Annotated in this window: 9 protein-coding genes and 2 pseudogenes; 6 read left to right on the plus strand and 5 right to left on the minus strand. The window is 64.7% G+C overall.

Going from position 1 to position 11,930, the window contains the following annotated elements; genetic code table 11:
• Positions 1–223 (minus strand): annotated as a pseudogene (locus tag OPF83_RS12790) (TetR/AcrR family transcriptional regulator); the annotation flags it as partial.
• A 1,198-nt stretch (positions 224–1,421) separates the two neighbouring features.
• Between OPF83_RS12790 and OPF83_RS12795 the strand changes: the two are divergent.
• Both OPF83_RS12795 and OPF83_RS12800 read left to right on the plus strand, forming a co-directional pair.
• Entirely contained in the window at positions 1,422–2,612 is a 1,191-nt protein-coding gene (locus tag OPF83_RS12795) for a toxin glutamine deamidase domain-containing protein (protein ID WP_264887851.1), read from the plus strand.
• 75 nt (positions 2,613–2,687) lie between these two features.
• Positions 2,688–3,194, plus strand: a complete 507-nt coding sequence (locus OPF83_RS12800; protein WP_264887852.1) for a hypothetical protein — start codon at positions 2,688–2,690, stop codon at positions 3,192–3,194.
• A gap of 394 nt (positions 3,195–3,588) precedes the next feature.
• Here the strand turns inward: OPF83_RS12800 and OPF83_RS12805 are convergent.
• Positions 3,589–4,901, minus strand: a pseudogene (locus tag OPF83_RS12805) (ISL3 family transposase).
• A 656-nt stretch (positions 4,902–5,557) separates the two neighbouring features.
• Between OPF83_RS12805 and OPF83_RS12810 the strand changes: the two are divergent.
• From OPF83_RS12810 to OPF83_RS12825, 4 genes are all read left to right on the plus strand, one after another.
• Positions 5,558–7,093: a hypothetical protein gene (locus OPF83_RS12810; protein WP_264887853.1), complete on the plus strand. Its 1,536-nt coding sequence runs from the start codon at positions 5,558–5,560 to the stop codon at positions 7,091–7,093.
• Between the two features lie 122 nt (positions 7,094–7,215).
• Positions 7,216–8,124: a DUF2268 domain-containing protein gene (locus tag OPF83_RS12815; protein WP_182658006.1), complete on the plus strand. Its 909-nt coding sequence runs from the start codon at positions 7,216–7,218 to the stop codon at positions 8,122–8,124.
• A gap of 29 nt (positions 8,125–8,153) precedes the next feature.
• A complete protein-coding gene (locus OPF83_RS12820; RefSeq protein ID WP_264887854.1) occupies positions 8,154–8,921 on the plus strand; it encodes a MerR family transcriptional regulator in 768 nt (255 codons plus the stop codon).
• Between the two features lie 42 nt (positions 8,922–8,963).
• Positions 8,964–9,950 (plus strand): IS481 family transposase, encoded by a 987-nt coding sequence (locus OPF83_RS12825; protein WP_182658008.1) that lies wholly within the window; start codon positions 8,964–8,966, stop codon positions 9,948–9,950.
• Positions 9,951–10,037: 87 nt separating this feature from the next.
• Here OPF83_RS12825 and OPF83_RS12830 read toward each other — a convergent pair whose 3' ends face one another.
• The 3 genes from OPF83_RS12830 to OPF83_RS12840 all read right to left on the minus strand — a co-directional run bounded on the left by OPF83_RS12830 (position 10,038) and on the right by OPF83_RS12840 (position 11,826).
• A complete protein-coding gene (locus OPF83_RS12830; protein ID WP_264887855.1) occupies positions 10,038–10,907 on the minus strand; it encodes a sulfurtransferase in 870 nt (289 codons plus the stop codon).
• Positions 10,908–11,095: 188 nt separating this feature from the next.
• A complete protein-coding gene (locus OPF83_RS12835; protein ID WP_264887856.1) occupies positions 11,096–11,389 on the minus strand; it encodes a WXG100 family type VII secretion target in 294 nt (97 codons plus the stop codon).
• 116 nt (positions 11,390–11,505) lie between these two features.
• On the minus strand, positions 11,506–11,826 hold the full coding sequence (locus tag OPF83_RS12840) for a WXG100 family type VII secretion target (RefSeq protein WP_264887857.1): 321 nt from the start codon (positions 11,824–11,826) through the stop codon (positions 11,506–11,508).
• Positions 11,827–11,930: the final 104 nt, after the last annotated feature.

The raw sequence follows: 11,930 nt of genomic DNA on the forward strand, positions 1-11,930 counted from the left end.
GACCGGATACACCGGAGCCCGCCGGCAGCAACTCCACTCCCGCACACGCCCCCGACGCACCGGCGGACCGCGCACCGGAGTCGCCCGTCGCCGACAAGACTCCCGAGGCTCCGGCGGATCGCTCTCCCGACGCCCCGGAGGCTCCGACGGATCGCTCTCCCGAGGCCCCGGAGTCGGCGAGGGACTCCTCACCTGCCGATCCGTACTCCTCGACCGAGCTCAACCTCCCTGACAACTCACCTGCACACACCCCTGAATCCCCCACTACCCCAGCGGACAAGACCCCCGACGCCACCGTGGACCGGAGCCCCGAAACCTCAGCGGAGCGCTCACCCGAAGCGCCGGCGGATCGCTCCCCCGAGGCCCCCATCTCGGACAAGGCACCCGAGACCGCTGCCGACCGTTCGCCGGAGGCGCCCGTCTCGGACAAGGCACCCGAGACGACTGCAGACCGCTCCCCCGAAACTCCCGTCGCCGACAAGGCGCCTGAGACTCCTGCCGACCGATCCCCCGGTGCCCCCATTGCCGACAAGGCACCCGACACACCTGCGGGCCGCTCACCCGATGCCCCCGTCGCCGACAAGTCACCCGAGACGACTGCGGACCGCTCCCCCGAGGCCCCCGTCGCCGACAAGTCACCCGACACACCTGCGGGCCGCTCACCCGATGCCCCCGTCGCCGACAAGTCACCCGAGACGACTGCGGACCGCTCCCCCGAGGCCCCCGTCGCCGACAAGTCACCCGACACACCTGTAGACCGTTCGCCGGATGCGCCCATCTCTGACAAATCCACCGCAGGGCCGGTGACGGAGAGGTCTCCTGATGTTGCCGGGGACCGCTCACCGGACGCGCCGATCTCCGATAAGTCGCCCGACATTACGGAGGCGGATAGGTCTTCCGATACTCCGACGGCCAAGGATTCCGATGACGGTTTGACGGAATCGTCGCCGGTCATCACTCCTGCCTCCACGTCCGCTGTCACCCCGAGTGGGAGTTCACCCGGACCGGGATCTCCGGCTACAGGGACGCCAGGATCTCATGGGCCGGCATCTCCGATTTCGGGTCCTCCAGTGGCGCATGGAAGCGGGCCGTCCAGTACTGGGTCGCCGCCTGGTCCGTCGGGTTCGCGCCCACTCGATCGTGTCCCCGAAAGCCCTGACAACCGGCCGCCGTCGGCTACACCCGGGTCAAAGTCAAGTGGCACACCAAGCGTCGGTACGCCGTCGCGTCCGGGTCCTGTGGCGTCTGTTGATCACGATTCGGTCCCGGGGCCGGTCACCGAGCGTGCCCTGCACGCCCATTCCGATCTGCGCACACCCGACGATCATGACCGACCCCAACTCGATCAGCCCCGGGGTGGCATGGGCTCCGATGCGCCTGGGAGCACGGTTCGCAGTGACTGTGCCCACCAAGGGGTGGAGGTGCTGCGGGACCGCTACCCCGACCGGCCCTACGGGCGGCTACCCGCGGCGACGGATACCGGTATCCCTGCGCGGCACGTGTTCGAGTCCGTGGGCGGCCGGCCCGACTACGCCAGTTTCGACGACATCGCCGACGCGCTGCGCCGGGGTGGTCCGGGGTCGTCGTCGGTCATCACTCACTCCTGGACCGACAACCGTGGCGGACACACCCTCATCGCCCACAACAACGATGGGCGCCTCGAACTCCACGATCCCGCCACCGGCCGCACCCACGGCTGGCCACCGGACGGCACCCACGTCAACGAGATTGTCGCCACCCACCTCGACCCCAACGGCCGACCAGTAGCGCCGCTGGGCGACAACCTCCGCCACCTCACACCCAACCCCCACATCGGCGATGCCGACGATCCACTCGCCCCGGCGGACGACATCGGCAACGTCGCCGGACGACCCGACAACCTCGACAACTCGAACACCCAGCATTCCTCCGATGCTGTTCCGGACAGTGAACGGCCCATCCCCGACCGGGCCTCAGACCCCGACGGCTACCGGGCCCGCTTCGACGAACTCAAACAACACCAGTTCCCCGACAAACCGGAACTGACCCAGCAGTACCATGACTACCTCGACCGCAAAGATGCCGCCGGCAAACCCATCCGCACCCCCGACGACTATGTCGAGGCCCGCAACTTCTTCGAACGCCTCCGCCAAGCCGGCCTCGAGTTCGAAGCCGAAATCGCCAAGAAGCTCGACCTCCGCACAAAAGACGGACAAATACCCGACCCCGAAAACCCACAACAAACCTACATCGATGCCAATGGGCAAGAATGGGAGGTCCGCAAGCGGACGCCATTGGAAGACGGCAGAATACGTGAAGCCGACTTGCTCGACCCCAACCATGACCGCTACGAGATGAAATCAGGCGGACCCCCTAGGGGGCCCAAGATATTGGAACAGCTACACAAAGATGAAGAATTCCTAGCGAACGACAGAAAGATTACATGGGTAGTGAAATCGCTACCCCATGATGACATTTTGACCAAAATGGAAGAGTTACATTTTCAGTACAAAATCATGAAGCAAGAAAAAGAAGAGAATCTGTTTAATCTACTGAATGCCGACGGCCAACCATACGACTTCGCGGCCGGTAGCTTTAAATTAAGCCACCCAGGCTGGGGCGTACCACCCTAAATCGCCGCCAGCAACATCGTTCAGTAAAATGACTAGCACGCATTGCAACAACAACCAATCGATGAGGATATCGCCATGAGCGGCAAAACATTCTTGCGAAAGATCGATAAAGCAACGGCCAAGCCCGAGTTTCAAGAATGGCTCGGGCAGATGGACGCCGAACTCGAGGCATTCTTCCAGGAAGACGCTCCTGACGGGTTCCCACACTCCGACCCGTACAGTGTCCAGGCAGCCACATTGGTGCATGAACATCTCGTTGACCAGTTTCCAACTTGGGAATCCTACTGGGATAACGCCGATCTCGCGCAATATCGAGATCGTCTTCTGCGCTACTTTGGCACTGCATGGATTCAACTATTAGAAGGCACATGGAGAAATGTGCCCGCCGTCGAAGAACGCACTCGCCCATGGGAGATGGGCCCAGCAATAGGTTTTCCGTTCTTCTCACTTTTCACCTTTCCGCACGACGACATTAGACTCGTATTGAATCGAAAAGATCCTTCCTCCTTTGCTCGAATCTACAAAAACAAGCTAGGAAAATACGAAAAGTGGGTTGCCGACGGACGGCCTGAAAGAAAATAGCACCACTGGTGTTTCCAGGTCAAATATCATAGCCGCAAACTTGATGCTTCCCAATGAACGAATACGAGAGTGAATTATGAGCGGCAAAGTGTGGATACGCAAGATCGCGAAGGCTACGGCCAAGCCCGAGTTTCACGAATAGCTCGGGCAGATGGACACCGAACTTGACAGCTTCTTCCGGGCCGATGTTCCCGAAAAGTTCTCCCACTCCGCCCCTTACAGCATCGAAGCATTCACAATAGTAACCGATCATTTACTCGACCAGTTTCCGACATGGAAATCCTATTGGGAAAACCCTGATATCGCCCAATCCCGAGATAGACTGCTCCGCTACTATGGGACAATCGAAGTGGCACACTTCGAAGGCACATGGATCAAAGTGGCTCTTCCGGAATCAGAGTGCATTGATCCGATCTTGAAGCCGGCCGGAGTGAATGAGTGACCGCAATATGTAGTGCTTGAAATTGCGGAAGCCCAGTGCGATTCCGCGGAGCTGCTCGAGGCGGCCGTTGATGGCTTCGACGGGCCCGTTGGAGGCGCCCACGTCGAAGTAGGCGAGGATCTCGCGGTGCCGTTTCCACAGTGAGCGGCCGAGCTGTGCGAGCTCGGGCAGCTCTTTTGGGACGCCGGTCCGGATCGATTTGAGGAGCTTGTACATCGCGATCTTGCCCTCGCGTCGTCCGGAGGCTTCGTAGGCGGCGATGAGGCGCTGGTAGACGCCGTAGGTGATTTCCACGGCTACGTGCGCATCGTGTGCGGTGAACGCTTTGAACAGGCGGGCTTTCTGCTTGTCGGTGAGCAGCTCAGCCCGGGTGTTCAACGTGCGGCGGATGCCGTACAGCGGGTCACCGGTGCGGCCCCGGTGCCCGGTGGTGGCCTGCTGGATCCGCTGGCGGCACACGGTGAGCTTGTCCGCGGCCAGGTGCACGACGTGGAACGGGTCCATCACCGTCCGCGCCTCGGGAACGGCCTTGGCCGGAGCGGTGTGGTAGCCGGCGAACCCGTCCATCGTGACAACCTTGACTCGGTCTCGAAACACCTGTTCACGGGCATCGACCACTCGGTGAGTACCTTCGCCCAACGCCCGGGGACCATGTCTAGCAGTCGCGACGGGCCGGTGCCGTCCACCACCGGAGTCAGGTCCAACAGGACAGTGACGAACGAGCTGCTGCCGTCACCGCGGACATGCTTCCACTTGTGCTCATCGACCCCGAGGACGCGGACGCCGTCGAAGTGGCCGGGCTGCTCGTAGACCATCGCGTGGGTCTCGGACAGTGCTAGGTCGTTGACCAAGTCCCAGCCCAACCCGAGCGCCTTGGCGACCGCGGAGACGCTGGTGCGGTCGATCGCCAGGCGCTGCAAGATCCACCGGTTACAGCGTCGAGTGGTCTTGGCCCGCGGCTCGGCCAACGCGGGCATGCGTTGCTGGAAGATTCTCGTGCCGCACTCGGTGTTGTCGCAGGTGAAGCGCGGTACCCGCACGTGCAGTCTGGTGGGATGACCGACGATCGGTAGATCCGTGACCTTCCGCTGGACGTGGTCCCGCAAACGGCCAGCCATCCCGCAGTCCGCGCAGGTCGAGTCGACTATGACCGGGGCGCAGAACAGGTGCGTGAACTCGTCGGCCACGGCGGCGTCGGTGATCGTCACCCCGAGCTCAACGGTGCGACAGATGGTGCCGGCAAGCTGGCTGCCGGTAGCGTTCAAAGCGGGTCCTGGGGTGTTCGATGCGTGGCGTGAGAACCTGCATCTTCACACGCCCCATGACCCCTACATCTTGTGCCTCACCGCATCACCGGCGAACCCCAGTTACGCACTCCGGATCCGGAAGGGCCGGTAAGGCATTATCAGTTCCTTACGGAATTGAAATCCTGATGATCCGGACGGTCGCGTTTCCGCTTGTGATGGGGCTGCACGAATTCTAGGACCGTGCTACTCGCGGTTCCCATTGAAGCTGCTGCACACCATCGACCCTGCGCCAGTTCGTTGATCGGTGAGGCGAGCTACTCACGTGTGTTCGGGGAGCACGCTTCTGCTCGTCGTCGTCACCCTCCTTTCGAACAGTCGCACCACATACCCGCCACAATCACACCTGACGCCCAGGCAGGATCCTCCCGCGGACCTGGTGACGGTCGTCGCCGCGTCCGGGACCAGCGGCGACTGTTGATCACAGTTCGGCCCCTGGCCCAACGTCCGAACCCGACCCGGAAGCTGGCCCAGGCGTCCACCGCACAACCGTCACCACGGCAGTGCCGCCCCAGGTTTCCGACACTCCACGGGGTGACGCCCGGCGCCACCCAGTGGCAGCCCGCAAGTCGGTACCGTGGCGTCGTCAGGCCACACCTCCAGAAAGGTCACGGTACGTGTTCGAATCTTCGCTGCTGGTCGACTCTGTCACCGGGCTCCTCGAGATGGAGTTGGTGGAAGATCGTGACTACACGGCACATTCACCGCTGCGCTATTCCGCACCGCACCCCGGCCCGCTTCCGGGTGGTCGCCGCATCGTCGACGTCAACCTCACCGACCTGGGCGATCGCGGCTGGATGCAGTGTCACTACTCCGTGGTCATAGACGTCACCTCGCTGGCAGACCAGATCCCCGAGCATGTCGCCTCACCGTGGTTGACCGCCATCGGAGCAGGCGTCCCCGGGAGCTGGGCGCAGCTACTGGAGACCACTCCCTACGATGTCACCGAAACCGCTCCCACCACCGCTGGCATCCCCGATTCCGAAGACGCCGAGGGCGATGCCGACGTCCATGTGATCGAACCTCTCGAGGCCGCCTTCGATCCGGACACCATCCCCAGTACGGCCTCCGAACTTGCCGCCCACGCCCTGACCGGTCCGAACGGCTACCGACTCGACAAGCGGAACTGGCGCACCACGTGTCTTCTCCTCGCCGCTGGCGGGCGCCGCGATCTGGCCGACCAGGTCATCAGCAGAGTCGCAGACTTCCCCCGCGCCTCCTCGGACACCGCGGACGCGATCGCCGAGTTCGCCCGCTGGCTCTCCGCCGCCGAGATTCCCCCCGGCCTCACCTGGTCCCCGGCCGACGAACCCGGCGAGCTCACCCTGCCCGCGCCCCCGACCCCCGGCGAGGTCCTCCCCTCCAGGGCCATCTGGCGTCGCACTCCGCGGCGCAGCACTCCGGAGCCCGTCGAGGTGCAGGAGCTCGACGTCTCCTTCGCGGGCGCATATGACCTCGACATGTGGCTCAGCGCGATGTCCATCCTCGAGCTCGAGTTTGACATCTACGACGTCCCCGGAGCCCCGGGCGACATCCTCGCTCCTGAGCAGGCTCCCTTCGTCGAGCGCCAGCTGCTCGACACCTTTCCCTCCTGGGGTCACGCCACGAACTATCGTCACCGCGATCTTCTCGACCGCTACCAGCGGCACCTCGGCGAGCTCATCCGCGCCCGGCACGACGCAACGTGGACAGCCCGCTACGCGGGGGAAGGGGACATCCTCGACCCGATCCTGACCCTCGCCGACGGCCGCACCGTCGACCCGACTGAGGTCATCAAGCACGCCCTGACCGTCCGCACGGGGACGACGTACACCGAGCTGCTCGCCGAGCTGGCAGGACCAACCTCCGCCGGATCCGGGGCACCAGCGACCATCGACTCGGGTGACCGGGCGATCGAGGCTGTCCTCGGGTACATCGACGCGAACTCTCTCGACTACCCGCGCACCGGGCTCGAGGCCACCCCGTTCTCCGCGGGCTGGTCGGTGTTCGCTCCGTTCGTCCCGGACCCGAACGACCCCATGTCGTTCCTCGACACCCCGGTCGGCCGGGCGGTGTTCTACATCGGCTTCGACGGGCGCATCGAGAAGTACTCCTCGTCACTGTCCGCCACCGAGTGCGAACGGCTCTTCCTCGAGGGCGGCGGCACCAATTAGGACCCACACCCAGAATCCGCTACTCCACCTGCGGATTCGCTACCGCTAGATGTACTGACCGGGGACATTGATCGAGGAAATAGTTGACCTTGTCGTAACGGCAATGTTTACGGTTGCTTGTCATGACCATTTCAATGATTGACAGTGCCTCGGGCATGCGCCGAGTCCTGACTGCGGATGCGAAGGATCGCGACGACCTCATCCGTGACATGTGGGCTCCCATGTCGGGGATGTACCACTTCATTCCCGGCGGTGTGGACATGGCCACCGTGCACCAGCAGAACTTTGGCTTCCGTCCAGACTCCGCGATCGAGCGGGTCCGCGAAGGTTTGGAGTCTCTTGTCGCGGCCGATGCGTGGACCCGCATCGAGAAGGCCCTCGAGGAGGGCGTGGAAGCGTTGGCGTCTGCCGATCCGGGTGTGACGATCCCCGACGTGAACGTGTTGCTCGTCCTGGGGGATCCGACGAGCCAGCACTTCGTCGACGAGGTGCAAGGGATGTCCGGATTTGGCGGGATCAGTGGCTACATAGCCATCACCGTCTGGCCAACCTCGCGCGTCCTCGATCGCCTCGAGGCGATCGCGGTCCACGAACTACACCACAACGTGCGCTATTCACCCGGCGGGATCGTGTGGGATCCACAGACGGTGATGGTTGGCGAGCACGTTGTGTCTGAAGGGCTCGCGGATGTTTTCGCGTCCGAACTGTACGGCGACGCCGGCTACACCCACTTCGTGCGCGACGAAACCCGCTCCGACGACCAGGTCCTGGCGAAGGTCGCCAGCGGACTGGGCGTCACCGGAATGGCAGACTTCGCAGCCTGGGTGCTGGGCGACTCCAGCGCACAACTATTCGGTGCCGAGCCTGTCGGCCTGCCAACCGGGGCTGGCTATGCAGCCGGTGCTCGGCTTGTCCGCGCATACCTCGACGCCACGGGCACCACGGCCGCCCAAAACGTCAGCACTCCCGCGTCCGAGATCCTGCGCATTGCGCTGCCACGGCTGGGCCTGACCACAGACGGGGCACACTGAGCAGCAGGTCGAACGACAGGAGCCCGGTGATGGAATGGACGGTGCACGAGCTCGCTGAACGCGCAGGCATCAGCGGCCGCACGCTGCGCCACTATCACCGCATCGGGCTGCTCGAGCCCGACCGCGTCGGGGCCAACGGCTACCGCTACTACGGTCCCGACGCGGTCGCTCGCCTGCAACGCATCCTCCTTCTCCGTGACACGGGTATGCCACTGGCCGACATCGCCGCAGTCCTCGACGCCCCCGAGACGCCCACCGCCGAGGTCGAAGCGCTCCAGGCCCACCTGACACAGCTGGCCGAGGACCGCGAGGCCATAGACCAGCGCATCAGCGCGGTCGAGCACACCCTGCAGATGCGCCGAGAGGGCCGTGAACCACGCATGGACGTGATGCTCGAAGGCTTCAACGACCGCTACGAGGCCGAGGTCGTACGACGGTGGGGGCGCGAGGCCTTCGCCGCGTCGAACCGCTGGTGGCATGCCAAGTCCCTGGGACAGCAACGCGACTGGCAAACCAGCGCCCAGGCCCTGCTCACACGGTGGGCAGAAATCTACGAAACCGGGCAGACGCCCGACTCACCAGTTGCTCAATCCCACGCTGCCGACCACATGGCCTGGTTTGCTGACATCCCCGGAACACCCACCCACGCCGGCGATGCCGAACGATCCGCCGCAATGGTGCAAGGCATGGCCGACCTCTACGAAACCAACCCCGACTTCCACCAGACCTTCGGCAGCCCAGAGGCCGCGCAGTTCGCCGCGAACGCATTGCGCATCCACGTGCAGCATCCGGCCTGACAGCGGCGTGTGCTGCGGCGCCGTCCCGGACCGAAAGATGACATGTCCCATCCCAACGCTGCCCTCACACCGCGTCACCGTCTGAAGGTTGCCCAACTCGTCGTCGAGGAGGGCTGGCCGATCAGTGAGGTCGCCGCGCGTTTCCAGGTCTCGTGGCCGACCGTGAAACGCTGGGTCGACCGCTACCGCGCCGGCGAGCCCATGCACGACCGGTCCTCCCGCCCGAAGAGTTCGCCGAACAAGACAAGCACGCCCGTCACGAAACGGTGCATCAACCTGCGGATTAGGTTGCGGGAAGGTCCAGTTCAACTATCAGCAAGGCTCGGGATCGCGCCCTCCACAGTCCACCGCATCCTCACCGCCGCTCGATTGAATCGGCTATCGCACGTCGACCGGGCGACCGGCGAACCGATCCGTCGTTACGAGCACGCACACCCCGGGTCGCTGGTGCACGTGGACGTGAAGAAGCTGGGGAACATCCCCGACGGCGGTGGCTGGCGCTATGTCGGCCGACGCCAAGGCGACCGCAACCGCGTCGGCACACCGGATAAGCCACGCAATCGGTACGGCGGACCCAAGCTGGGCTACGCCTACGTCCACACCGTGATCGACGACCACTCCCGCGTCGCGTACACCGAGGTCCACGACGACGAGACTGCTGTCACTGCCGTTGGCGTCCTGCATCGAGCTGCCGGCTGGTTCGCTGAGCGTGGGGTAACGATCGAGCGAGTACTGTCCGACAACGGCGGTGCCTACCGGTCGCATCTGTGGCGTGATACCTGCGAGGCGTTGTCGATCCGACCGGGGTACACGCGCCCGTATCGACCCCAGACGAACGGGAAGGTCGAGCGCTTCCACCGCACAATGGCCGACGGGTGGGCTTACGCCCGCTGCTACCGCTCAGAGGCAGAACGACGCGATGCTCTCGAGTCATGGCTGCACCACTACAACCATCACCGACCCCACACGGCCTGCGCGAACCAGCCACCCTTCACGCGATTGATCAATGTCCCCGGTCAGTACAGCTAGAGGGGTAGCGGATATCGAGGCGGAGTAGCGGATTCGGGGGGGAGGGGGAGGGTGTGAGCGGGGTCGAGGGTAGCGGGGTCCGCGGCGTCAGCGGGGGCTGTCGCCGATTACCAGCGGCAGGTCCGGGTTGCCGGCCCAGGCAGTCATGGATCCGTCGTAGACCGCCACGTCGTCGCGTCCAGCCAGCGCCAGCGCATGGGCCACGCCCGTCGCCGCGATCCCGCCACCGCAGTAGGTCACCACGCGCGTGCCCTCATCGAGCAATCCGGCCTTCTCGAACTCCTCGCGAAGTTCCTCGAGCGGGCGGAGAGTTCCGGTCTCCGGGTCACGCAGAGTGAACACCGGCAGGTTGATACTGCCCGGGATGTGGCCACGACGGGCGTAGGTGTCCACTTCGCCGCGATAGGTGGCCTCGTCGAGGACGTTGACCAGAATGGTCCCCTCGTCCTCGAGATTCGCAGCGATCTCCTCGGTCGACCGGATGAGCTCTGGGCGACGAGTGCCGGTGAAGGTGCGCGGCGTGGGCTCGGGGACCACGTCGGTCACCTCGAAACCCGCGGCCTTCCAGGCCGGGAGCCCGCCGTCGAGGATGGTGACGGAGTCGAAGCCCTCGTAGCGCAGGTGCCACCAGAACCGGGTGGCCCAGAAACCGTCGTGCTGGTCGTACACCACCACCCGCGCGCCGTCGCCGATTCCCAGCGTGCCGGCTGCCGCGGCGAACCGTTCGTGGTCGGGCGCCGTCCACGGCTCGGCGGCGGCCGGATCGGCGAAGTCTCCGAGCAGATCGGCGAACAGTGCGCCCGGGATGTGCTCGGCACGGTAGGTCTGGGCGCCTGACTCGGGTACGTACGGGCCGTCAGTGGGGACGGGGAGGTGGTTGGTGGCGTCGACGACGACGAGATCCTCGTCGGCCAGATGCTCGTTGAGCCACCGAACACTCACGCTGAGCGGTGCCATGGGGGTTCCTTTCACGAGGGGACACCCCCACCATAGACAGATCTGTCTATACGGGCGCGGCCGTGCCTCCCCGGTCGGGTGTGGCACCGGGCCATGGCCGCTCCCCTCGGACACAGCTCAGGCCTCTCCCGCCGACTCGGTGGACGCCGGAGTGAGAGGCCTGCCTGGTGTGCGGTGCCCCGCGCGGATCAGCCCCAGCCGTTCGCCGCCGTGCGATCGGCGTCGGCCATGCCCTGGTTGCCCCGGAGCGCGGCGTTCGAGATCTCGGTGAGCATCGCCTGGAGCGCAGCCGCGGCCTGGTCCCACTGCTGCTGGTGGACCTGGTAGGCCTCGGCGGCGCTACCCTGCCACTCGGCGACGAGCGGCTGGAGGTACTGCTTGAGGTCGTCCAGCCCGGTGCGCAACTGGACGGAGGCCTGGGACACCTCGCTGACGAGCGCGTCGATGGTGCCGTGGTTGTAGGTGATCTGCCCTGCGTTCATGTCGGTTCTCCCCGTGGGTCAGTGTGGCCGTGTGGCCGAGTGGCCGCTTGGCTGTGTGGCCGTGTGGCCGAGTGCCTGTGTTGCTGTGGGTCGGTGGGTCGGTGTGACCGTGTGGATCACATGTTCAGAGGCCCGGAGTTGCCCGCGCTGGTGATCATCGCCGCGGAGTCCTGGTCAGCGGCGTCGAAGCTCGCACTGTTGCTCCGCACGGTCTCGGAGATGCCGGCCAGGGCGTTGTTGAGTTTGCGGCTCTGCTCCTGCCACTCGGTCATGATCTGGGTGAACCGGGTCTGCGCGGATCCCTGCCAGACCCCGGCGCCCAGTCCGGACACGGAACCCTGGACCCGGCTCAGCAACCGGGCGATCTCCGCATTCGTGTCATCGACCCGCTTGGCCGCGGTGTCCATGGTCTCGAGCTGGGTGTTGAAACCGTTCATCTCGTCCTCCCCTTGTCAGTCCAGTCGTGCGGATTCCCTTTTTGGTCCGTCACAGTGTTCGACGCACCCGGGAGCCCATCTGGTTCCCCGGTTGGCGAAGTTTT

Source organism: Dietzia sp. NCCP-2495, from assembly GCF_026011735.1.
Lineage (GTDB): Bacteria > Actinomycetota > Actinomycetes > Mycobacteriales > Mycobacteriaceae > Dietzia.

Excerpts from the sequence above, each read along its gene's own strand:
- OPF83_RS12800 (WP_264887852.1), top strand. The coding sequence starts at position 2,688 with ATGAGCGGCAAAACATTCTTGCGAAAGATCGATAAAGCAACGGCCAAG.
- OPF83_RS12815 (WP_182658006.1), top strand. The coding sequence starts at position 7,216 with ATGACCATTTCAATGATTGACAGTGCCTCGGGCATGCGCCGAGTCCTG.
- OPF83_RS12820 (WP_264887854.1), top strand. The coding sequence starts at position 8,154 with ATGGAATGGACGGTGCACGAGCTCGCTGAACGCGCAGGCATCAGCGGC.
- OPF83_RS12825 (WP_182658008.1), top strand. The coding sequence starts at position 8,964 with ATGTCCCATCCCAACGCTGCCCTCACACCGCGTCACCGTCTGAAGGTT.
- OPF83_RS12830 (WP_264887855.1), bottom strand. The coding sequence starts at position 10,907 with ATGGCACCGCTCAGCGTGAGTGTTCGGTGGCTCAACGAGCATCTGGCC.
- OPF83_RS12835 (WP_264887856.1), bottom strand. The coding sequence starts at position 11,389 with ATGAACGCAGGGCAGATCACCTACAACCACGGCACCATCGACGCGCTC.
- OPF83_RS12840 (WP_264887857.1), bottom strand. The coding sequence starts at position 11,826 with ATGAACGGTTTCAACACCCAGCTCGAGACCATGGACACCGCGGCCAAG.